The sequence below is a fragment of the Algorimicrobium echini genome (assembly GCF_900115185.1).
Classification (GTDB): Bacteria; Bacteroidota; Bacteroidia; order Flavobacteriales; family Flavobacteriaceae; genus Algorimicrobium; species Algorimicrobium echini.
The window spans coordinates 1-22,176 of the sequence record NZ_FOVN01000009.1; the positions used below are offsets into that span (position 1 = coordinate 1).

Below are 22,176 nucleotides of genomic sequence, written 5' to 3' on the forward strand. Positions count from 1 at the left end.
GCTCTCTGGCTATGAGTTGAGCATCAATCTTATCAGTCTTGGTAAATCGTTCTTTTCCTTTTCGGTGAATGTCTGCTGGATTAACAACCAATGAATGCCATCCATAGCTCTCGAAACTACGATGTGCATAGTAACCACAACAGCCTGCCTCATAAGCTGTAGTAACTTCGTAATCTGTAAAATGTTTCTCAACATAGCTTCGCAATACAGCAGGTTTTGGTGGCATCGTAAATGACTTTCCTGAAAATAAATCTGTGGCACAATGAATCTTCCAGCTACGTTTGTGGATGTCGATTCCAATGTATAACTTTGGTTGAGCAGTTTGTTCAGTTTTCATATCTTATTGTTTTGGTGAACTTTAAAGATACTGGACTTTCTGCTTTTTCATGGATGCTATAATCCATTGCTAGTGCTGGCTTACTTACGAAAATCCTCCCGGATTTTCTATCTGATTTTTATTTGCTAACTTTCGTGCTAACACACGAAACTACTCATAGCCGAGACCTTACAGGCAATCGCTCGAGGACGCAAAAAAAATAGTCGTTAATACTGTTTAAAATATATTCTAACTCTAGCCTATCCTCTTAAATCTTCACAGATTTTCTATCTGTACTTTATTGGCTACTCCACTACTATCCCATTCAAATACTGATAATCAAGATTGGTAATTAATACATGTAATACTGTTATAGCTGGTAAAAAAAATTAAATCACTACAACTCATCCCAAAGAAATAACAATTGAGTATATAAAATTAAACGGAATCAACACTATTATTGAATTTTGCATCGTAAAACAAAACACACATACGAACATGAAAAAAGTAACGCATTTATCTTTCAAACATAGTAAAACGTTATCTCAATTATTTTGGAAATGGTTCTGGCTTACATTTCTAGTTGTTTCTTTAGCATATGCATGGTATTCATTTTATGTCCCTTCTAATGATGTTGCATGGGATAACAGAATTACGTCTACGGAAATGTTAACCAAGCAAACAAATAAAAACACACTTCTTTTTTTTACAACAGATTGGTGTGTGCCTTGCCGAATAATGAAGCGCAACGTATTTGCTGACAAGGCCGTTATGCAACGAGTTAATAAGGAAGTAACGCCAGTTATGGTTGATATTAACAACCCAAACACAAAAGAACTCGTAACGCATTATCAAATTGGAGCCACTCCAACAACCATTTTAGTTGACACTGAAGGAACTGTTCTAGATTATGCCGTTGGAAAAATTGAAAAAAAGAAATTCCTTGAAATGCTTAACAATTTAAATACTATTAAATAACGGGTAGCTTAACAAACTCACCCTTAAAAATTTAAAATAATGATTAACTTTCTATATCACAGTATACGCACGCACACCAACCCACAGCATGCAGCCCTTTTGGGTCTAACTATGCTACTAACCATAGGTTCATCTACCTTTGCACAACGCAATTCTGATTCCATTTCACAAAAATCATCCACATGGAATCCCAAAGAACATAACGTACCTAATGGTAGTAAAATTTATGAACTTCCAAAGGGATTGCCAATTGCAGCTTTTAGTTCTGGCGGCACAAAGGAAGCCAGCTTGGAAAACTTTATAATAGAACAGAAAGTGGCTGGACTTCTTATTATACATAACGGAAAAATAAGGCTGGAGCGCTATGGCATGGAACATAACCGCACCAATTTATGGTCTTCATTATCCGTTGCAAAATCTGTAACGAGTACCCTTGTAGGAATTGCTATTAAAGACGGCTATATTAAAAGTGTTGACGACAACGTAACACAGTACCTACCCGAATTAAAAGGAAGTGTTTTTGATAGTGTAAAAGTCCGCCACCTACTTACCATGACTAGTGGTATAAAATGGAACGAGAATTACACAGACCCTGATTCTGACATTGCAGGATTTGATAAAGATACAACTGCAAATGGCGTGAAAGCCATTGTAAAATATATGAGCAGTTTACCAGCAGTAGCAAAACCTGGCAAGAAATTTAATTATAGTACAGGAGAAACACATCTTTTAGGCGCTCTTATAAGTTCCGCAACAAACCAAAGCCTGTCGGAATACCTTTCTGCCAAAATTTGGATACCCTACGGTATGGAGCAAACCGCAACCTGGAGATTGGATCGCACTAATCAAGAAATGGCCGGTTGTTGCCTTCAAATGCGGCTACGAGATTTTGGAAGGTTCGGACAATTTGTACTTAATGATGGATATATTAACGGTAAACCTATTGTCCCTGATAACTGGTTCAAAGCAGCCACTAAAATACAAGTACCACTTTGGCCAGGTGGTGGCTATGGATATGGCTGGTGGATTTTTAACGACTATAGTTTTGAAGCTTTAGGTATTCATGGACAGAAAATTTATATAGACCCTTCCCGAAAACTTGTTATTGCTATTAACAGCGCTTGGCCAGAAGCCGATAGTAACGAGCGGCATTTTGCAGCTGCTAATTTTATAAAATCCATAACTAACGAGATTGATAAAGAATAAAAGCATCGTATACAAAAAACATATAGATGAAATGGTTGTACAATAAAAATCCCAACTATTTTTAGTAGATATTAATGAAATTTATTGGAACGTATAATTAACCGCTCTATAAAAATGTTACGAAATCAAAGCTAGCCACAACAATCTGTATAAAAAATAGCGGTTTAATAGATCAATAGAAAGGCAAAACAAAGACTCGTATAGAACTAAAATATTAATGAGCATAAACGCGACACGAATCAAAACCATCACCAAAAACACGGAGATACACGACTCCATTCAACAACCTAACGCCAACAATCAAGACATTTTTAGCATTAAAAAAAACCATTTTAACCAAAAAAAGCTAATAAAAAACCTAGGTTATAGCGTGGTTATAACATAGTTATAGTGTGGTTATAGTATAGTTACAGCATGACATAATAAGGTAAAATAACGCCCAAACAGCACGTAAATCCTAATGAAACTCATAGCCAACTCAAACTAAAAAATTAAAACCTGCAGAAAAGACAAAAGAAAACAACCATTACAGTATAATACCCCAATGGAGCACTCAAATGCAAAAATAAACAAAGTGCAAACTTGTTAGCGCATTTACAGAATTAAGTAAAAGGAATTCGTTCCTAGACTGGAGTCACTAAAATCACATCTGTTGAAAATAAGGTAAAATTTATAACGCGGATAGTTATACATTAAATTCTAATAATGGTCGTTTGATAGCAAAGTGCAGAAAGAAAAGTTATGTTTAATAATCAAAGTAAATCTTCATGAAACGAATTTTTAATAGATAAAACAAATTCATATAGGACTATGTACCCTAGTAAAATATCAATTAAGTCCCGTAATAAAAAAAACATTCTAACCCGTAACCAAAAAATAAACCACATTCCCAATTCCTACAACACCTGTAATACACCCTAAAATAAAATCCATTTTAGTGGCAATAAATGCCAACTTCTCTTCAATTTTATTTGCAACGGTTGCATATACCGAATACAATGCAAATGAGCCAATAGTGGACCCCAATGAAAAATAAAGACTGTTTTGAATGGTATATTCAAAATAACCTAAACCAATTAAAAACGAAATGGATGTAAAGTAAAATGGAATAGCAACAGTATTTAATAAAGCCATACCAATGCCATGGAAATAGGCTTTAGACCTTTCGATTTCGACTTTCTTTTTCAGTTTTTTAGACGTAACATACAATCTAAAAAAGTTAATAGATAGCAGAATTAGAATTCCGGTTCCTATTTTTTGAATAATGCTAATGTATTCGGAATTTTTCATCAAAATACTGGATAAATAAGCACCAATATTCGCTTGAAAAAATAAAACCGTAGCAAAACCTGCAATCAGAAAATAAGCCGCTTTTTGGCCACTTTTTAAACTGAATTTAACAACAGTAAGATTTAAAAAACTAGGTACAATACTCCCTGAAACAGCAATTACAAATCCAAAAAATAAACAGGTAATAAAAGTCATGTAAAGTTTATAAACACCAATAAACAGTTTAACAACTTCCAGTATTGACGCGATAGAGGTTTATTTTAATTCAAAAAAAAAAATTAACATTTTATGAATTTAAAAATTTTTATTAGCAATCCACTAATGTTAAAATTGGCATCAGCATTCGTAGAAGAACCCATAAAGCAACTTAAAAACGCATCTATTTTGAATTGCTTTATGGGTTTTTGTTTAAAACTTAAAAAAGGTTTTAGAATTAGTCATTTGGTTTTGATTGCAACAGATCTGAATGGTATTTTTCTAAAAATGCGTTTTGTTTTAAAATCATTTGTTGTCTTATTGCATCAATATCCATAAAATCTTTACCAAAATCACTTTTAAAAAAATCATCGCTAAAGAAGCGTTTATCAAAAAGAGAATCTTGAGTAAAAACACTTTCAAGTTCGGAATTATCGAAATCTGAAAAATTTGTAAAAAATCGAGATCTAAAAGACTGCATTAGGCTATCTCGATCTAAAGTTGATAAATTCTTCAGGGTTGTACCGTGCGACGACCACGAGTAAATACTATCATACTTAATTAAGTTACCCTTTTCATCAAATGCTTTTTCAACACTCCAAGACCCTTTAGGCTCTTGCACGCTGTGTTTGTTATCATTATGCAGTTCAGCCTTCTTTGCTTCATCCTGTTGACCATTACAACTAAAACTTAATAAAGCGGCTATTGCTAAAATATATGTTTTCATCTGTAATAATTTTAAGGTTACACTATTTGCTTGATAAAAGACTTAAGCTATGTTTTAAAAAAACCACCTGTATCAACCAACTTAATCAATTTGTTTTGGTTAAATACGGCTGATTTGCGCGTTCCATTTTCATACCAAATACATTCCACATACGTATCTGTATTAACAACACCAAAAATGCCATCTTTTTTAGGTACGTACTTTAGGACTTCCATTTTAGGGCTAAAATTTTTTCCTTTTATGGTTACCCAATCACCAGGTTTATATTTTTTTAGCATAACAATTAAATTTAATAATTAAACTGTAAGAGGAGGTTTTAGCCTCCTCTATTAACTTGTACTAAAAAAATGGAACCTAATTATGAAATTTCAATAGTTCTAGATGGCTTTTGTTTCGCTTCTTCTTTTTTTGGTAATAGAATGGATAGAATACCATCATTATAGTTTGCATTAATTTTTTCGTCGTCTACACTTTCTGGTAAGGTAAACGTTCTTTTAAACGATGCATAGCCAAACTCTCTACGTGTGTAGTTAGGTTCTTCATGCTTATTGTCTTCTTTTGTTTCTGTAGAAATAGATAACACTTTGTTATCCACATCTATTTTGAAATCTGACTTTTTCAAACCTGGAACTGCCATTTCTACCTCAAAAGCATCTGCGTTTTCTTTAATATTTACTTTTGGTAATGACATTCCTGAATTAAAATTAGAAGTAAAAACTGAAGATAGGTCTCTGTTAAACACCTCATCTAACCAGCTTGACCATGACGGGAAGTCTGCATTTGAATTTGTTTTTGCTAAACTTCCGTTCTTAGGAACATTAACTAAATTGCTCATAATTACAAAATTTTACGTTAAACATTATTTCAAACTTGAAATCTTAATTAATTTCATGATAATATTTACAAAAAAAATACCAAAATAAGAATGCTGTATTTTTTTCAATAATTCACCAACAATTACCACGTATAATTATGAAATTATATGAAAATTTGACAATTTTAAAACTAAACAAATGTCAAATTGACATTCAAAACCAACCAAAATAGTAAACTGATTATAAGTAAATTTTTGAAAATAGTAATGCAACTTGCTGTAACCTGCTCTGGAGAATTTTATGATTATTAGCCAAGACATTTAATTGACTAGAAAAAACATTTTTTTTAGTGCTGCCAATTTAATTCTGAAAACTGAAGGTCTAACCTAAATTTAAGGTATCTTTAAAGAATATGGAAAAATTTAAAAAGATTCTAAAAATCATCATTTATGTGATTGCCGTTTTTACTGTTTTGAGTTCCATGTTTTCACTATTTAGGAATGCAGAAATCCGTTACTTTAAAATGTTAGATTTTCCACGGATTCAATTATTCATTATTTCATTAATTTGTTTTGCAATACTAATATTTACAACAAACAAAAGAAATTGGTACAATTACATTATCCTCATTGGATTGCTAATTAGTATAACAATAAACAGTGTCTTTTTAATAAACTACACACCTTTAGTAGCTTCACAAGTTCCATTAGCAAAAAGCCCTTTTGATAACAATAACCAACTCCACCTATTATTAGCCAATGTGAAAATGTCTAATAAAAACGCTAAATCCTTAATTAATCTTATTTCAATTAACGATCCTGATATAATTTTAGCCATGGAAACAGATAGTTGGTGGAATAACGAACTAAAGGTTCTAGAGAACACCTATCCATATTACCAATTAAAGACAAACGAGGTAGCCTACGGCATGAGTTTATACAGTAAGTTTCCTATAAAAGAAATAGACATCGAGTATTTAAACAATAAAAACGTACCATCATTCCAAAGCACCATTACTTTACCGAGTAATAAGGAAATTGCTTTACACTGTCTACATCCAGTACCACCCTCACACTTTAAAGATTTACCAGATAACGCCAATCAGGAAGAAAACGCGTTAAAAAAAATAGGAAAGCGTGTTCAAAATAGTAAGCTACCAACAGTAATAGCTGGCGATTTAAATGATGTTGTTTGGTCCTATGTTGATAACTTAACGAATACCAAAAATTTACTTTTTGATGTAAGAGCTGGGAGAGGTTTTTACAACAGTTTTAGCGCTAGAAATATTTTCATGCGGTGGCCTTTAGATCACGTTTTCGTTACAAAGGAATTTCAGCTAAAAAAAATAAAACGATTATCTAAAATAGGTTCCGATCATTTTCCAATTTATATTGAATTAGCACTTATAGATTAGCTAAAAAATTAGTTAAATTAGACAATAACGTATATTTAAATATGACTCGAATTTATATTATTGGTTTGGCCATTCTTATAATTGCTATTATAGCTAATGGAATGATATTAAAAATAGGAATAAAGTCTTGGTACGGTTTTATTGAAATGCTTGGCCAAAATGGTTTTTCCGCTTTTAAATCCCTTACTTTATTAGATTGGGTTTGGCTCTTTATTGGCTACCCTTTCATACTTGGATGCGGTTATATAATTGGAGACAAATTATATAGTTGGATTTTTTAATTTGGCTTTACAACAGCATGTCCATCATGCTCCCATTTGGAAATACCACCTTGCAAATCATAAATTTTAACAAAACCAGCTTCTAACATTTTTTCAGCGCATTTAGCACTTCTGCCGCCTTTTTTACAATACAAAATAACGGGTTTGTTTTTATCAAGCTTGAGAATATCTGCATCAAAAGTTTCCGAGAAAAAATCAATATTCTGAAAATTAGCTATGTAACCTTCTGCATATTCTTCAGGTGTACGCACATCAATAAGTTGCACATCATCAAGAGACAAAAGTGTTTGCATTTCTTCTGAAGTTACCACTTGAATGCCTTGATTTTCTGATGTTTGTTGACAACCCATTACAACAAACGTTACCAACACAACACCTAATCTAATTATATTTTTCATAAGCTTAAATTTATGGTTTAACCACCTCGCCTTGCCATTCCATAAAGCCACCCGACAAATTAAAGGCATTTTTTATTCCTATTTGGTTCATTAAAGCACAGGCTTGAGCACTCCGACCTCCTGACCTACAATATACATAGTAATTTTTGGATGCATCTAATGCTTGAATTTTTTCAATAAAGGTTTGACTTTGAAAAATATCTATCTGTTCGGCATTAGGAATCATCCCTTCAGCTAGTTCTTCATCAGTCCGAACATCAATAATTACAGCTTCTGTATCGTTTTCTAATTGCTCACGCCAAGCACTTTGTGTTAAATCTGCCATCCTAAATTTTTATTTTTTCAAAATTACCAATTATTCACTAATAGACGAAAAAAAATCCGAACTGTTACGTATCGGATTTTTATTTTAAATAATTTTTAGAAACTGTGTTTTAAACCTTAATGCTGCAACCTATAGCACGAGTTTGTGTTTCTTTAATAGCTTTACCTGCCAATAGAGCATCTACAGCATCTTCAACATATTTTTGGTTTACCGCTTCTGCATCTTGGTAATTATCATCTATAGCTCCAATATATTTAACTTGGTTACCATCTGATGTTTTTTGGAGGATATACACATGTGGTGTTTTGGTTGCTCCGTATTGTGGATATATTTTCTGTCCTTTATCTAACAGGTATGGAAATGTAAAACCTTTTGCTTTAGCTCTCGCCTTCATTGCTTCCATATTATCATCTGGTTTTACAGTGGTATTGTTTGGCATGATAGCAATAACTGGATAGCCTTTTTGAGCGTATTTTTTATCCAAGGCTATAATGCGATCTTCATAGGCTACTGCATACGGACAGGTATTACAGGTGAAAATAACAATAAAACCTTTCGCATCTTTATAATCTTTTAATGATACCATGCTACCGTCAATATTTTCGAGGCTAAAATCGGTTGCCATATCGCCTACTTTGTAACCAGCATCTTCGGTTTGTATGGTGAAAGCAAAAAAGGACATCACTGCTAGTAATACAAATGTTGTTTTAAGTGTTTTCATGGTTTTTTTATTTTTTTAAAAATTTATTAAGTTCTGTTTGCAATTCATTGTAAGTAAATGTTTGTTCATAAAACATACGTTTGTCTTTATTATAGATAAGCGTTGCTGGAATAGCACCACTCCAATTAGGGCTTATTTGTGGAATCCAACTGTTGGCATCTACATCATTTAATACCAAGATTTCAGATTGTAGTTGCTGCTCTTTTATAAATGGTTTGAGTTTTGTTTCATATTGTCTTGGAAAATCTAAACTAACCAAAAGTACTTCTACTTTTTCAGATTTATAATTTTCTCTTAATTTCTCAAATGCTGGAAGCTCTTTTACACAAGGCGCACACCATGTTGCCCAAAAATTAACTACATAAACCGTATCATCACGCCTATTAAGAAACGGTTTCAATCCTTCAAAATCAAAAACACGAAGGCTATCTTTCATGTGTTCGTTTTCTGAATTCGTATCTCGAGCCGTTTCTGTTTTATGGGTATCTTGACAGCCCCAAACCATAAGTATTAAAAAACAAAGTATATATTTCATTAGTTAAAAATACATATTTGTTTCCAATTCAATTCATCTTTAACAAACATTTAAACGAAGCGAATATCTTTTTCAACGCTTTTTAGTGTTTATTTTTTGGTTAGTTAAATTTTCATTTTATATTTGACTCACAATTTAAATTAATGAACACAATTTTAAATCATACATGGTGGTGGAGCAATCGAAACTCAAAATTCGTGAACTAACCCTATTCTGTATATTTAAAACTTAACATACGCAAAAAGGCTTGTCATTCACGACAAGCCTTTTTTTTTTTGAAATACATATTTATGAAAAAATTTAGCCTATACACCCATTATAAAAAAATTCTAGCTGATACCATCACACCAGTAAGTGTGTATTTAAAAATTCGTGATAAATTCCCGAATAGTATTTTATTGGAAAGTAGCGACTATCATGCAAGCGACAACACCTTTTCTTACATCTGCTGCAACCCAATAGCGTCTATTTCGGTAAAAAATGAAGAAATCACTCAAAATTTCCCTGATGGCAGCCAATTAAATCATAAAATCTCAAAAAAAACAAATGTCGTAGCAAATATCCATAAATTCACTAAACGTTTTAAAATTCATTCAGACACCAATTTTAAATTTATAAACAATGGTGTTTTTGGCTATATGGCTTATGATGCGGTTCGGTATTTTGAAGACGTTTCTATCTCTAAAAAAGAAAACCACCTGGATATTCCTGATATATACTATGCCGTTTATCAAAATATTATAGCCATAAATCATCATAAAAATGAAGCCTATATCTTTGCACATTGTTTTAATACGGAAACAAATATTGATGAAATTTTACAACTCATCACCTCTCGCAATTTTGCAGCTTTCAACTTTTCGGTAGTAGGTGATACAGCATCTAATATTACAGATAAAGCCTATAAAGATCAAGTGGAATTAGCCAGAAGACATTGTGCACGAGGCGATGTATTTCAGTTGGTTCTATCAAAAAAATTCTCACAAAAATTTAAAGGCGATGAATTTAATGTTTATAGAGCCTTACGAAGTATTAATCCATCACCTTATCTGTTTTACTTTGACTATGGCGATTTTAAAATCTTTGGAAGCTCGCCAGAAGCACAATTAGTAGTTAAAGGCGAAAAAGCTGAAATTCATCCTATTGCAGGAACTTTTAAACGAACTGGTAACGATGAAAAAGATGCTTTGCTTGCTAAACAGCTTGCTGAAGATGATAAAGAAAATGCCGAACATGTTATGCTAGTCGATTTAGCTAGAAATGATTTAAGCAGACACGGAAGCCAAGTAACAGTTGAAACCAATAGAGAGGTTCAGTTCTTTTCTCATGTAATTCATTTAGTGAGTAAAGTTACAGGTAAAAAACATGCCGAAACCACTACTATGCAAATGGTTGCCGATACATTTCCTGCTGGAACTTTAAGTGGAGCGCCTAAACATAAGGCCATGCAACTCATTGAAAAATATGAAACAACTAGTCGCGATTTTTATGGAGGCGCCATTGGTTTTATGGATTTTCATGGCAATTTTAATCATGCTATTATGATTCGGACTTTTTTAAGTAAAAACCATGAACTGCACTGGCAAGCAGGCGCTGGATTGGTTTCAAAATCAGACCCAGAAAGTGAGTTACAAGAAGTGTATAATAAATTAGGCGCTTTAACAAAAGCAATAGAATTGGCAACCGAAATTTAAAAGATGGAACACAACACACATATATTAGTTATTGATAATTACGATAGTTTTACCTATAATCTCGTACATTATCTAGAGGATTTAAATTGTAAAGTAACCGTTAAACGTAATGACCAACTTACTTTGGATGACGTTAATGCGTTTAATAAAATTGTATTATCTCCAGGGCCAGGTATTCCAGATGAAGCTGGTTTACTTAAAGCCATTATCCAAAAATATGCACCCACAAAAAGCATTTTAGGTGTTTGTTTAGGGCAACAAGCTATTGGCGAGGTTTTTGGAGGCTCACTAACCAATTTAGAAACCGTTTTTCATGGTGTAGCTACACAAATTACAGTGACAGTGGATGATGAAAACCTGTTCAAAGGAATGGGTAAAACCATGGAGGTTGGTCGATACCATTCTTGGGTGGTTCAAAACAATTTACCCGATGTTTTAGAAGCTACATCCTTTGATGAAAATGGACAAATAATGTCACTTCGTCATAAATTTTTTGATGTTCGTGGTGTTCAATTTCATCCAGAATCTGTATTAACACCAAATGGAAAACAGATATTAGCAAATTGGCTGAATAGTTGAATTAATGAAAACAAATAAATTAAAATAAAAGTATTTAGTTTTTTTAGAACACACAATTTGTTATTTGATAATTAGGTCAGAATGCAGCAATAACTCATTTACATAATTACTTAAAAATTAAAAAGTGTTCCAAAAAAAAGAAAGGTCTAGCCTTTAACAAAAAATAGTATCAATAAAATGAAAAACACACTTAATAGACTAATAAATCAAGAGCATATTTCTAGCGAAGAAGCAAAAAGTGTCTTGGTTAATATTTCAAAAGGCAATTATAATCAAAGCCAGATAGCATCCTTTTTAACAGTTTATATGATGCGAAATATTACCATTGAAGAACTTCAAGGTTTTCGTGATGCTTTATTGGAGTTATGTATTCCAGTTGACTTAAAAGCCTATAATGCCATAGATTTATGTGGTACTGGTGGTGATGGCAAAGACACTTTTAATATTTCAACTTTAGCTTCTTTTGTAACAGCTGGAGCTGGTGTGCATGTTTCAAAACATGGTAATTACGGTGTTTCTTCTGCTTGTGGCTCATCTAATGTCATGGAGCATTTAGGTATAAAATTCAGTAATGATATTGATTTTTTAAAAACCTGTTTGGATCATGCAGGCATTTGTGTACTACACGCTCCTTTGTTTCATCCTGCCATGAAAAACGTAGCGCCAATACGTAAAGAATTAGGAGTAAAAACATTTTTTAATATGTTGGGCCCCATGGTTAATCCGTCCTTTCCAGACAATCAATTAGTTGGTGTTTTTAGTTTAGAATTATTGCGCTTATATAATTACCTCTATCAAAATTCAGACAAAAACTATAGCATTGTTCATGCTTTAGATGGCTATGATGAAATATCACTAACAGGATCGGCAAAGGTGATTAATAATGTCTCTGAAAAGATAATTCATCCAAGTGATTTTGGTGTTGAACCTCTTAAACAGGAAGCCATTCATGGTGGTGATACTGTAGCAGCATCTGCAAAAATATTTACTCATATTTTAGATGGTCAAGGAACCAATGCCCAAAACAATGTGGTTTGTGCCAATGCAGCATTAGCAATAGCTACGGTGAAAAACACTTCTATTTCAGATAGTTTTGCTCTAGCAAAAGAATCCTTACATAGTGGTCAAGCTAAAAAGTGTTTTGAAAAATTGGTTGCGTTAAGTCAGAAATAAAAAAAACATCTATAAACACGAAATGGCCATGGATATATTAAAAAAAATAGTAACAGATAAACGTCAAGAAATTGCTTTTAAAAAGCAACTCATTCCTACATTTCAATTGGAGCAATCAGTGTTATTTGAGCGGGAAACCGTTTCTATCATTAATAATTTACAAAACAATGAAATTGGAATCATTGCTGAACACAAAAGACGTTCCCCATCTAAACAAGTTATAAATCATAATTTAAATGTATTTGATGTGGCTCAAGGATATGAAAAAGCTGGTGTTTGTGGTATGTCGGTTTTAACGGATGGTAAATATTTTGGTGGATCGTTAGACGATTTACTTTTAGCAAAATCAAGTTGTAACCTGCCTCTATTACGAAAGGAATTCATTATTGATAACTACCAGATATTAGAGGCTAAAGCCTATGGTGCCGATGTTATTTTATTGATAGCTACCATTTTAACCCAAAAAGAAATCAAAATCTTATCAGAATTTGCAAAAAGTTTACAATTGGAGGTGCTTTTGGAAGTTCATAATGAAGCTGAATTACGAAAATCTATTATGCCGAGTTTAGATATGATTGGTGTCAATAACCGTAATTTAAAAACGTTTGAAGTATCATTAGAAACAAGCAAAATGTTAAGCACATTAATCCCAAACGATTTTATAAAGGTTTCAGAGAGTGGCATCAGTAATGTGGAAGCTATAAGAGAATTGAAACCTTTTGGTTATCAAGGGTTTTTAATTGGTGAAAATTTTATGAAAACGGATAATCCAGGTGAAAGCGCTGGTTATTTTATAAACCAATTTTCCTTATGAAACTGAAAGTTTGTGGGATGAAATTCCCAGATAACATAGAAGCTATTGCTAAATTACAACCAGATTATTTAGGTTTTATTTTTTATAAAAAATCAACTCGTTTTTTTGATGCTATAATTCCATCATTACCTGATGCCATTAAAAAAGTAGGAGTTTTTGTAGATGCATCAGCGGAAGACATTATAACCCTAGCAAATAATTACAATCTGGATGTTATACAATTACATGGCAATCAAACCAAGGAATTTGTTTTAGCATTAAACAAACTCGTCTCGCTTTATGCAAACAAAGAAATTGAAATTTGGAAAGTTTTCAGTGTTGATAAGCATTTCAATTTCAAGGACTTGCATCCTTTTGAAAATGAAGTTCATAAATATCTGTTTGACACCAAAGGCCAACTAAAAGGTGGTAACGGCTATACCTTTAATTGGGAAATCTTAAAAGAATATCCTTCTAAAAAACCATTTATTTTAAGTGGTGGTATTGGTTTAGATGAAGTGGAAAATATTAAAAATTTTTTTAAGCTGGACGTTTCAAAAAACTGTTTTGCTTTGGATGTGAATAGTCAATTTGAAATAAAATCAGGACTTAAAAACATTGAGGCTTTAGAAAAATTTAAAAATAAGCTACATCACTTCAAATGATTTTATAACGGACGAAAAATAAGTAACGAAAAGCAAAAGAATCAAAAAATTAAATTCTAATTGAATTTTAGAAACCTAACAACAAAACAACATGACTTACAACATAAACGAAAAAGGCTATTATGGTGAATTTGGAGGCGCTTATATTCCAGAAATGCTCTATCCTAACGTCGAGGAATTACGCTTAAAATACCTAGAAGTTATGGCGGAGCCAGACTTCCAAACGGAATTTAAAGCTTTACTTAAAAACTATGTTGGCAGACCGTCCCCCTTATATTTTGCTAAACGCCTTTCAGAAAAATATAACACAAAAATTTATTTAAAGCGCGAAGATTTAAATCATACAGGAGCTCATAAAATCAATAACACTATTGGTCAAATTCTGATGGCGCAACGCTTGGGTAAGAAACGCATTATTGCCGAAACTGGTGCTGGGCAACATGGTGTAGCTACAGCAACCGTTTGTGCATTAATGGGGCTTGAATGTATTGTATATATGGGAGAAATAGACATAGCAAGGCAAGCACCCAATGTGGCTCGAATGCAAATGCTTGGTGCTAAAGTTATTCCTGCATCATCTGGTAGTAAAACACTGAAGGACGCAACAAATGAAGCCATTCGCGATTGGATTAACAATCCAGTAGATACACATTACATTATTGGTAGTGTGGTTGGACCACATCCATATCCAGATATGGTAGCGCGTTTTCAAGCAATTGTTTCTGAAGAAATAAAATGGCAATTACAAGAACAGGAGGGTAATCCAAATCCTGATTATGTAATTGCCTGTGTTGGTGGTGGCAGTAATGCGGCAGGTGCTTATTATCATTTTTTGGAAGACACAAATGTAAAACTTATAGCTGTTGAAGCCGCTGGAAAAGGCGTCAATTCTGGAGAAAGTGCTGCAACTTCATCTTTGGGCAAAATAGGTATTATACATGGAAGCAAAACGTTATTAATGCAAAGTAAAGATGGGCAAATTACAGAACCTTATTCTATTTCTGCAGGACTGGATTACCCTGGAGTTGGCCCTTTGCATGCGCACTTATTCCAATCGGGTCGTGCAGAATTTATAGCCATAACAGATGATGAGGCCATGGAAGCTGGACTAGAATTATGCCAATTAGAAGGTATTATACCAGCTATAGAAACCGCTCACGCATTAGCGATCTTTAAAGAAAAGCCGTTTCAACCCAATGACATTGTTGTATTAAGTTTATCCGGTCGTGGAGATAAAGATTTGAGTACTTATAATAATTATTTTAATATATAAAACACCAGCTAAATAGTGTTTTCTAGATTGACCCGAAAGATAAGATTGCGTATTCCGAAAAAAAAAGAAAAATGAATAGAATAAATCAAAAATTACAAGCAGATAAAAAGTTGTTATCCATTTATTTTACAGCTGGATATCCGCAATTAACAGACACCGTTTCCATAATACAAAATCTTGAAAAAAGCGGTATAGATATGGTAGAAATTGGATTACCATTTAGTGACCCTCTAGCAGACGGCCCAACAATTCAGGCGAGTTCAACTCAAGCATTAAAAAATGGCATGACTACCGAGACCCTTTTTAATCAGCTCAAAGATATCCGAAAAACCGTTTCTATTCCATTAATAATCATGGGATATTTCAACCCTATTTTACAATTTGGTGTGGAAGCATTTTGCAAAAAATGTCAAGAAGTAGGAATTGATGGTTTAATTATTCCAGATTTACCAGTGGATGTTTATAATGATAATTATAAATCAATTTTTGAAAAATATAGTCTTGTAAATGTATTTTTAATCACGCCTCAAACATCAGAGAAACGCATCCAATTTATTGATAGCATATCAAATGGTTTCATTTATATGGTTAGTAGTGCCAGCGTAACTGGTAGCCAAACTGGTTTTGGCAATGACCAATTAGCTTATTTTAAACGAATTGAAACCATGAAACTGAAAAGCCCTCAAATTATTGGTTTTGGTATTTCAACAAATGAAACCTTTAATCAAGCAATCAAATATGCTAAAGGCGCTATAATTGGTAGTGCATTTATAAAACATTTAAAACATGAAGGTGTTAGTAATATTGATAGGTTTGTAAAACAGATTAGACCATAAAACCATAAAGATGTTTAAAATTATTAACGATTGGAAATTGCTACTTTTATTATGTTTAACCCTTGGCCTTGCCCCTTTTTTTCCAGAGCCACACGTTTGGGGCAAAATAAAATGGGTTCTAGGAGGTGCTAAAAATATGACCCTAATGGACTGGTTTGACCTATTGTTTCATGGCTTCCCGTTTATATTGTTAATAAGGTATGTGGTTCTAAAATTAGTTTGGAAAAAATTATAAAAATCTAATTATCAAGGCTACAAAAAAACTTTTTTATTATATTTAGGTACCTATACCTAAACCAACTAATCATGCTAAAAAAATACCCTGTAAATAATCTTATAGTCTTTCTATTTTTCATTGTATCACAATTTTCATGGTCTCAAAACGACACGATTGTTTTAAATAATAACGACAAATTAATTGGCGAAATAAAAGCTATGGATCGTGGTGTTGTTACTGTAGAAACAGATTATAGTGATTCAGATTTTAAAATAACTTGGATTGATATAAAAAGCGTAAAGAGTACTCAAATCTTTTTATTAACCCTTTCAAGCGGAAAAAGAATCAATAGTTCCCTAACCACAAAAGATGATAATTTAGGTCAAGTTACCATTACTGAAAATGGCACTGAACTAACCATTCCTATTTCAGATATTGTATACATTAAACCTGTAAAAGATAATTTCCTCTCCCGTATTGTTGCATCAGTTTCCGTTGGATATAACATAACAAAAAGTAATAATTTGAGTCAGTTTTCTGTTAATAGTAATTTGAGTTATACCGCATATAAATGGCTATTAACTGGTAGTTACAATTCGGTAAGAAGCAATCAAGATGATATTGAAGAAACACAGCGAACAGATGCTAGTATTGGTTTTAAGTACTTTATGAAACGTGATTGGTTCTATTCAACAGAAGCCAATTTTCTTTCTAATGATGAACAAAAATTAAAATTACGTTCCACTATAAAAGGTGGTTTGGGTAAATATTTTATACACTCTAACAAATTGTTCTTTGGTGGTGGTTTTGGTTTAGCTTGGAACAACGAACAATATAATGATGTTACAGATGCCAACCGTAATTCTTTGGAAGCTTATGGCAACCTAACATTAAATATGTTTGATTTTAGTGATTTTAGCTTAAATACCGACCTAACCTTTTACCCAAGTTTAACAGAAGGCGGACGTTATCGTGCAGATTATAATCTGAATTTAAAATATGATTTACCGCTTGACTTTTTTATAAAATTAGGCTTAACTTACAACTATGATAGTAAACCTGTTGAAGGTGCTTCTGTTTCAGATTATGTATTCCAATCTACATTTGGTTGGGAATTTAACTAACACTATTTCTGTATGACTGGATTAAAGAAATCAACTCGTGTTTTAATTTTTGGTGGACTATTTTTCCTTGTACCCATTATTATTGCTTTTGTCCTTTGGAAACATCTATTTCAAATATTAAAACCGTTAGCAAACAGAATAAGCCACGTTTTTCAATTACAAAGTATCTTTGGGTCAGCCACCTTATTAATTATTTGCATACTCCTTTTTTTAATAATCTGTTTCATAGGAGGCTACCTCATTGAGAAAGGTATTCTAAAAAAATGGAGCGCTAACTTTGAAAAAAAACTATTCATTTTTTTTCCTTCACTACAAATAATAAAGTTCAGAATTATTGGTGATCAAGAAACCGTGATTAATGAATTCTGGCAGGCCATTGTATTTAAAGAAGATAATTATTACAAAATAGGCTTTATTACAGCTAAACAAGAAAAGTATTTGGCAATATACATTCCAGACGCACCAAAACTAGATGCAGGAGAAGTACGTTATGTAAAAAATGAAACCTTTGAGTACTATCCCATTCGGATGAAACAAGCTATGTCTGCTATTTATGATTTTGGTGGCGGATTAGATATTGAAACTATTATTCAGCAATTAAACAATTCAGATAAATAGCAATACTATTTATTAGCCAACATATTCAAATACATATTTTCCACTTTTTTTCGAGCCCAAGGTGTACGTCGCAAAAATTTTAAGCTGGATTTAACTGAAGGATTATCAGTAAAACACTTTATTTTAATGGTATATCCCATATACTCCCAGCCATAATGAGCCTCAAGTGCTAAAATAATTTTTTCAAGAGTAATTCCGTGTAACGGGTTATTGGGCTGATGTTCCATGTTACAAAGTTACTAAATCTTTTATCTTCTTGGCTTTTTCAAAATGATCTAATTGGTGTGTTTTTATCCACCATGTCGCGGCTTCCATAAGTAATTCTGGATTATCATTTTTATTGGCAAAAAAAGCATAAAAAGACAAACCAACGTTCTCGCCTTTCTGCGCTATTTTAGTGTTACAAACCGCAATTATTTTTGCTCGTAATTCTGGACTCATACTTAATCTCTCCTACTTTTTGGTCGCCTATTATTAGAACGACTATCATTAGATCTGTTCGATTTTCTAGAGGTATTATCAATTGATTTTCTAGAATTTGAAGTCCCTTTTTTAGAACTACGTTGTTGATTCCGTCCTTGGCCTTGCTTAATAGGCTTCGTAGAGGCATTTGGATCTGGCTCAAAGCCTTCTAGAATAGTTACTGGAATGCGCTCACCTAATAATTTCTCTATATCACGTAAAAACGTTGTTTCATCAGCACTTACTAAAGAAATAGCTTCTCCACTGGCGCCAGCTCTACCCGTTCTACCAATTCGGTGCACGTAATCTTCAGAAACATTCGGCAACTCAAAATTAATAACATGTGGTAATAAAGGAATGTCCAAACCGCGTGCCGCTATATCTGTTGCTACTAACACACTTATTTTACTTGATTTAAATCCAGCCAACGCCTTGGTTCTAGCTCCTTGACTCTTATTACCATGTATAGCGGCAGCTGTAATACCACTGCTAATCATTTTTTTACAGAGTTTGTTAGCACCATGTTTTGTACGTGTAAATACAAGCACCTGATTCCAATTTCCGTCTAAAATTAATTTGATAATCAGATCTGTCTTTTTGCCTTTTGCAACCCGATAAACTTTCTGTGTTATAGCATCCACAGTAGAGTTTTCAGGTGTTGCTTCTACTAAAACTGGCTTTCTTAAAATACCGTTAGCCAATTTTTTAATGTCTTTAGAAAATGTAGCCGAAAACAACAAATTCTGTCTTTTAGCTGGCATTAAAGCCATGATACGCTCAATATCACGCAAAAAACCCATATCCAACATTCTATCAGCTTCATCTAAAACAAGAATCTCAATCTGCTTTAATGAAATAACTCCTTGATTTTGTAAATCTAACAAACGACCAGGTGTTGCTACTAAAATATCCACACCTCTATTTAAAGATGCCACTTGTGGTTTCTGGTTGACACCTCCAAAAATAACCAGAGAGCGTAAATCCGTAAATTCACTGTAGGATTTCACGTTTTCATAAACTTGTGCAGCCAACTCACGTGTTGGCGTTAATATTAAAGCTCGAATAGGCCTTTTGTGAGACGTTTGTTTTTGCAATAAAATATGTAATAACGGTAGTGTAAAACCTGCCGTTTTTCCAGTTCCTGTTTGTGCAGATGCTAAAACATCACGTCCTTCAAGAACTGCAGGAATAGCTTTTTGTTGAATGGGAGAAGGTGTTTCATAACCTTGCTTACTGACCGCTTTTAAAAGGGCGTCAGACAAACCTAAAGAATTAAATGACATATAAAGTGTTTGTGAAGTGAAAATCTATTAAGTTCAGATGTCACTTCTTTTGTTAGCAGCAAAGGTAAGCTTATTTAGTTCCTAATATGGGTAAAACCGAGTTTTTATCAAAATCAAGGCGCACTAATAAATTAACATTCAACAAACTGATTTTAAGATAGTTTTAATAAAAAACCATTATGTTTTACTTATATTAAGAATGAACACAAAAAACAACAAGATTATGGGAACTATAACAGATAAAAGAAAATTTAAACCAACCAAGGAACAGTCAAATCCGACTAATCCTACTGCAAATACCAATATTGAAACAAACGATTTTGATATTGACAAAAAAACCATTAAAGATCAACAAAATAAGGAATAAACAGTCTTTATTTTGTTAATTGGAAAAAGCCTATTTCACAAACTGAAATAGGCTTTTTTTATAAATAACTTTTAAAACGATTCAAACTAAAAATAACACAATTCAACCGTATTAAGTTATTCAAGAATTGCGTTATTTTGCATTATGAAAAACACATTAAAATCTTATATTCCAGACACAGCTGTTGCACAAGTAATGGCCTTATTGGATCATGACGATTTAACTGTGACAGTTAAAAATGAGCGTAAAACACGACATGGCGACTATAAACGTTTGCCTAATGGTAAGCATGAAATCACGATAAATTCAAATTTAAATTCCTACCGTTTTTTAATTACACTCATTCATGAAATTGCTCATTTTGAAGCTTATAAAACATTTGGCAAAAATATTAAACCACACGGAAAAGCTTGGAAACACACTTTTCAAAAACTCATGTTACCTTTTTTGAATCCATCTATTTTTCCAATAGATTTATTACCACTTTTAGCAAATCATTTTAAAAACCCTAAAGCAAGTAGTGATACGGATATTAAATTAGCATTGGCTTTAAAACAGTTTGATCCACAGAACAACAAAACCTATGTTTTTGAAATCCCTTTTGGGCAAACCTTTAAATTGTATAATGGTAAAATATTTAAAAAAGGCAACAAACGCGTAAAACGGATTGAATGTATAGAAATTAAAACAGGAAAATTGTATCTTTTCAACCCAAATGCTGAAGTAGATATTATAAATGATTGATGAATATTTTATCAAGAATCAGGCAAATACACAAAGCTAATCTTGTTAAAATTAAATGATACTAAATGAATAAAAATTATTACGCCATATTAATGGCAGGTGGTGTTGGCTCTAGATTTTGGCCTGTAAGCACTCAAGATTTTCCCAAGCAGTTTCATGACATGTTAGGAACTGGTGATACATTAATTCAAAAAACATTCAGCCGATTAAGCAAACTGATTCCGAAAGAAAACATTTTTATTCTGACCAACGAACGTTACAATAATTTAGTTTTTGAACAATTACCAGAAGTTACACAACGTCAAGTAGTATTGGAACCTGCAATGCGTAATACAGCGCCATGTATTTTGTATGCGTCACTAAAAATTCAGAAAGAAAATCCCAATGCTCTAATGATTGTTGCGCCAAGCGATCATTGGATTGAAGATGAAGATGCTTTTACTAACAATGTTGAGCAAGCTTTTGAATTTTGTAGAACACATGATGCACTCATGACTTTAGGTATAAAACCTACATTTCCTAATACAGGTTATGGCTATATTGAATATGATAAAATGGCAATGTCTGCTATTAAACTGGTTAATCAATTTAGAGAAAAACCAGACTATGAAACAGCCAAAACGTTCATTGAAAAAGGAAATTTTTTATGGAATGCTGGAATTTTTATATGGAGTGTAACAAGTGTTATTGATGCTTTTAGAAACAATCAATCAGATTTATTTAAACTATTCGAAAGTGGAATAACATCGTACAATACTGAAAAAGAAGCTAAATTTATAGCTGAAAATTATGCGAAGGCTGACAATATTTCTGTTGATTACGCAATTATGGAAGCATCTAAAAACGTATTTGTACTTCCAGCAACTTTTGACTGGAATGATTTAGGAACTTGGGGAAGCTTGTATGATAAATTAAGTAAAGATTCTAGCAATAATGCCGTTGTAAACGCCAAAACATTAACTGAAAATGCAACCGGTAATATGATTCGGACCCAAGGAAAAAAACTCGTTGTAATTGATGGTTTAAACGATTATATAGTAGTTGACAAAGACGAAGTTTTACTTATCTTTCCCAAGTCTAAAGAACAAGACATTAAAGACACATTAAAACGCGTTAAAGATAATTTTGGAGATCAATTCATTTAAAT

At 32.7% G+C, this 22,176-nt stretch carries 28 protein-coding genes and 1 pseudogene; 17 read left to right on the forward strand and 12 right to left on the reverse strand.

Annotation, left to right across the window (positions count from 1 at the left end; translation table 11 throughout):
• Positions 1-337 (reverse strand): annotated as a pseudogene (locus BM239_RS14660) (IS110 family transposase); the annotation flags it as partial.
• A gap of 477 nt (positions 338-814) precedes the next feature.
• Here BM239_RS14660 and BM239_RS14665 point away from each other — a divergent pair.
• Positions 815-1,294 carry a thioredoxin family protein gene (locus tag BM239_RS14665; protein WP_092209978.1) on the forward strand — a complete coding sequence of 160 codons (480 nt, stop codon included), beginning with the start codon at positions 815-817 and terminating at the stop codon, positions 1,292-1,294.
• Positions 1,295-1,333: 39 nt separating this feature from the next.
• Positions 1,334-2,500 carry a serine hydrolase domain-containing protein gene (locus tag BM239_RS14670; RefSeq protein WP_218151661.1) on the forward strand — a complete coding sequence of 389 codons (1,167 nt, stop codon included), beginning with the start codon at positions 1,334-1,336 and terminating at the stop codon, positions 2,498-2,500.
• An 858-nt stretch (positions 2,501-3,358) separates the two neighbouring features.
• Here BM239_RS14670 and BM239_RS14675 read toward each other — a convergent pair.
• The 4 genes from BM239_RS14675 to BM239_RS14690 all read right to left on the reverse strand — a co-directional run bounded on the left by BM239_RS14675 (position 3,359) and on the right by BM239_RS14690 (position 5,547).
• Positions 3,359-3,985 carry a LysE family transporter gene (locus BM239_RS14675; protein WP_092209979.1) on the reverse strand — a complete coding sequence of 209 codons (627 nt, stop codon included), beginning with the start codon at positions 3,983-3,985 and terminating at the stop codon, positions 3,359-3,361.
• A 238-nt stretch (positions 3,986-4,223) separates the two neighbouring features.
• Positions 4,224-4,712, reverse strand: coding sequence for a hypothetical protein (locus BM239_RS14680; protein WP_092209981.1), 489 nt, complete (start codon positions 4,710-4,712; stop codon positions 4,224-4,226).
• Positions 4,713-4,759: 47 nt separating this feature from the next.
• Positions 4,760-4,990 (reverse strand): YodC family protein, encoded by a 231-nt coding sequence (locus BM239_RS14685; protein WP_092209983.1) that lies wholly within the window; start codon positions 4,988-4,990, stop codon positions 4,760-4,762.
• A gap of 80 nt (positions 4,991-5,070) precedes the next feature.
• Entirely contained in the window at positions 5,071-5,547 is a 477-nt protein-coding gene (locus BM239_RS14690) for an Hsp20/alpha crystallin family protein (protein WP_092209985.1), read from the reverse strand.
• Positions 5,548-5,939: 392 nt separating this feature from the next.
• Between BM239_RS14690 and BM239_RS14695 the strand changes: the two genes are divergently transcribed.
• Both BM239_RS14695 and BM239_RS14700 read left to right on the forward strand, forming a co-directional pair.
• Positions 5,940-6,941 (forward strand): endonuclease/exonuclease/phosphatase family protein, encoded by a 1,002-nt coding sequence (locus BM239_RS14695; RefSeq protein ID WP_092209987.1) that lies wholly within the window; start codon positions 5,940-5,942, stop codon positions 6,939-6,941.
• Positions 6,942-6,982: 41 nt separating this feature from the next.
• Positions 6,983-7,222, forward strand: coding sequence for a DUF7672 family protein (locus tag BM239_RS14700; RefSeq protein WP_092209989.1), 240 nt, complete (start codon positions 6,983-6,985; stop codon positions 7,220-7,222).
• Here BM239_RS14700 and BM239_RS14705 read toward each other — a convergent pair.
• From BM239_RS14705 to BM239_RS14720, 4 genes are all read right to left on the reverse strand, one after another.
• On the reverse strand, positions 7,219-7,620 hold the full coding sequence (locus BM239_RS14705; RefSeq protein ID WP_092209991.1) for a rhodanese-like domain-containing protein: 402 nt from the start codon (positions 7,618-7,620) through the stop codon (positions 7,219-7,221). The two genes, BM239_RS14700 and BM239_RS14705, sit on opposite strands and share 4 nt — an antisense overlap.
• Positions 7,621-7,630: 10 nt before the next feature.
• Complete coding sequence (locus BM239_RS14710; protein ID WP_092209993.1) at positions 7,631-7,945, reverse strand: rhodanese-like domain-containing protein; 315 nt, start codon at positions 7,943-7,945, stop codon at positions 7,631-7,633.
• A 109-nt stretch (positions 7,946-8,054) separates the two neighbouring features.
• Positions 8,055-8,666: a thioredoxin family protein gene (locus tag BM239_RS14715; RefSeq protein WP_092209995.1), complete on the reverse strand. Its 612-nt coding sequence runs from the start codon at positions 8,664-8,666 to the stop codon at positions 8,055-8,057.
• Positions 8,667-8,673: 7 nt separating this feature from the next.
• Complete coding sequence (locus BM239_RS14720; protein WP_092209997.1) at positions 8,674-9,201, reverse strand: TlpA disulfide reductase family protein; 528 nt, start codon at positions 9,199-9,201, stop codon at positions 8,674-8,676.
• Between the two features lie 290 nt (positions 9,202-9,491).
• Here BM239_RS14720 and BM239_RS14725 point away from each other — a divergent pair, with 290 nt between their 5' ends.
• The 10 genes from BM239_RS14725 to BM239_RS14770 all read left to right on the forward strand — a co-directional run bounded on the left by BM239_RS14725 (position 9,492) and on the right by BM239_RS14770 (position 18,173).
• On the forward strand, positions 9,492-10,895 hold the full coding sequence (locus BM239_RS14725) for an anthranilate synthase component I family protein (RefSeq protein WP_092209999.1): 1,404 nt from the start codon (positions 9,492-9,494) through the stop codon (positions 10,893-10,895).
• A gap of 3 nt (positions 10,896-10,898) precedes the next feature.
• Complete coding sequence (locus BM239_RS14730) at positions 10,899-11,474, forward strand: anthranilate synthase component II (protein ID WP_092210001.1); 576 nt, start codon at positions 10,899-10,901, stop codon at positions 11,472-11,474.
• A 177-nt stretch (positions 11,475-11,651) separates the two neighbouring features.
• Entirely contained in the window at positions 11,652-12,647 is a 996-nt protein-coding gene (gene trpD, locus BM239_RS14735; RefSeq protein WP_092210003.1) for an anthranilate phosphoribosyltransferase, read from the forward strand.
• Between the two features lie 28 nt (positions 12,648-12,675).
• Entirely contained in the window at positions 12,676-13,461 is a 786-nt protein-coding gene (gene trpC / locus BM239_RS14740; RefSeq protein ID WP_092210062.1) for an indole-3-glycerol phosphate synthase TrpC, read from the forward strand.
• On the forward strand, positions 13,458-14,105 hold the full coding sequence (locus BM239_RS14745; RefSeq protein ID WP_092210005.1) for a phosphoribosylanthranilate isomerase: 648 nt from the start codon (positions 13,458-13,460) through the stop codon (positions 14,103-14,105). The genes trpC and BM239_RS14745 overlap by 4 nt, the downstream gene beginning before the upstream one ends.
• A 91-nt stretch (positions 14,106-14,196) precedes the next feature.
• Positions 14,197-15,378: a tryptophan synthase subunit beta gene (trpB, locus tag BM239_RS14750; protein ID WP_092210007.1), complete on the forward strand. Its 1,182-nt coding sequence runs from the start codon at positions 14,197-14,199 to the stop codon at positions 15,376-15,378.
• Between the two features lie 71 nt (positions 15,379-15,449).
• Positions 15,450-16,214, forward strand: a complete 765-nt coding sequence (gene trpA, locus BM239_RS14755) for a tryptophan synthase subunit alpha (RefSeq protein WP_092210009.1) — start codon at positions 15,450-15,452, stop codon at positions 16,212-16,214.
• 10 nt (positions 16,215-16,224) lie between these two features.
• Positions 16,225-16,449, forward strand: coding sequence for a hypothetical protein (locus BM239_RS14760; protein WP_092210012.1), 225 nt, complete (start codon positions 16,225-16,227; stop codon positions 16,447-16,449).
• A gap of 71 nt (positions 16,450-16,520) precedes the next feature.
• On the forward strand, positions 16,521-17,555 hold the full coding sequence (locus BM239_RS14765; protein WP_092210014.1) for a DUF481 domain-containing protein: 1,035 nt from the start codon (positions 16,521-16,523) through the stop codon (positions 17,553-17,555).
• 12 nt (positions 17,556-17,567) lie between these two features.
• Positions 17,568-18,173 (forward strand): hypothetical protein, encoded by a 606-nt coding sequence (locus BM239_RS14770; RefSeq protein ID WP_092210016.1) that lies wholly within the window; start codon positions 17,568-17,570, stop codon positions 18,171-18,173.
• A gap of 5 nt (positions 18,174-18,178) precedes the next feature.
• On the opposite strand, the gene BM239_RS14775 is transcribed toward BM239_RS14770, so the two are convergent.
• The 3 genes from BM239_RS14775 to BM239_RS14785 are packed head-to-tail and all read right to left on the reverse strand — an operon-like array spanning position 18,179 to position 19,918.
• A complete protein-coding gene (locus tag BM239_RS14775) occupies positions 18,179-18,400 on the reverse strand; it encodes a VF530 family protein (RefSeq protein WP_092210018.1) in 222 nt (73 codons plus the stop codon).
• 1 nt (position 18,401) lies between these two features.
• Positions 18,402-18,614 carry a DUF6500 family protein gene (locus BM239_RS14780; protein WP_092210021.1) on the reverse strand — a complete coding sequence of 71 codons (213 nt, stop codon included), beginning with the start codon at positions 18,612-18,614 and terminating at the stop codon, positions 18,402-18,404.
• Positions 18,615-18,616: 2 nt separating this feature from the next.
• Positions 18,617-19,918, reverse strand: coding sequence for a DEAD/DEAH box helicase (locus BM239_RS14785; RefSeq protein ID WP_092210024.1), 1,302 nt, complete (start codon positions 19,916-19,918; stop codon positions 18,617-18,619).
• A 223-nt stretch (positions 19,919-20,141) separates the two neighbouring features.
• Here BM239_RS14785 and BM239_RS15465 point away from each other — a divergent pair, with 223 nt between their 5' ends.
• The 3 genes from BM239_RS15465 (at position 20,142) to BM239_RS14795 (ending at position 22,174) form a co-directional block, all read left to right on the forward strand.
• Positions 20,142-20,285 (forward strand): hypothetical protein, encoded by a 144-nt coding sequence (locus BM239_RS15465; RefSeq protein WP_177209057.1) that lies wholly within the window; start codon positions 20,142-20,144, stop codon positions 20,283-20,285.
• 144 nt (positions 20,286-20,429) lie between these two features.
• Positions 20,430-21,029 (forward strand): SprT-like domain-containing protein, encoded by a 600-nt coding sequence (locus BM239_RS14790; protein WP_092210026.1) that lies wholly within the window; start codon positions 20,430-20,432, stop codon positions 21,027-21,029.
• A 65-nt stretch (positions 21,030-21,094) separates the two neighbouring features.
• Positions 21,095-22,174 carry a mannose-1-phosphate guanylyltransferase gene (locus tag BM239_RS14795; RefSeq protein WP_092210028.1) on the forward strand — a complete coding sequence of 360 codons (1,080 nt, stop codon included), beginning with the start codon at positions 21,095-21,097 and terminating at the stop codon, positions 22,172-22,174.
• Positions 22,175-22,176: the final 2 nt, after the last annotated feature.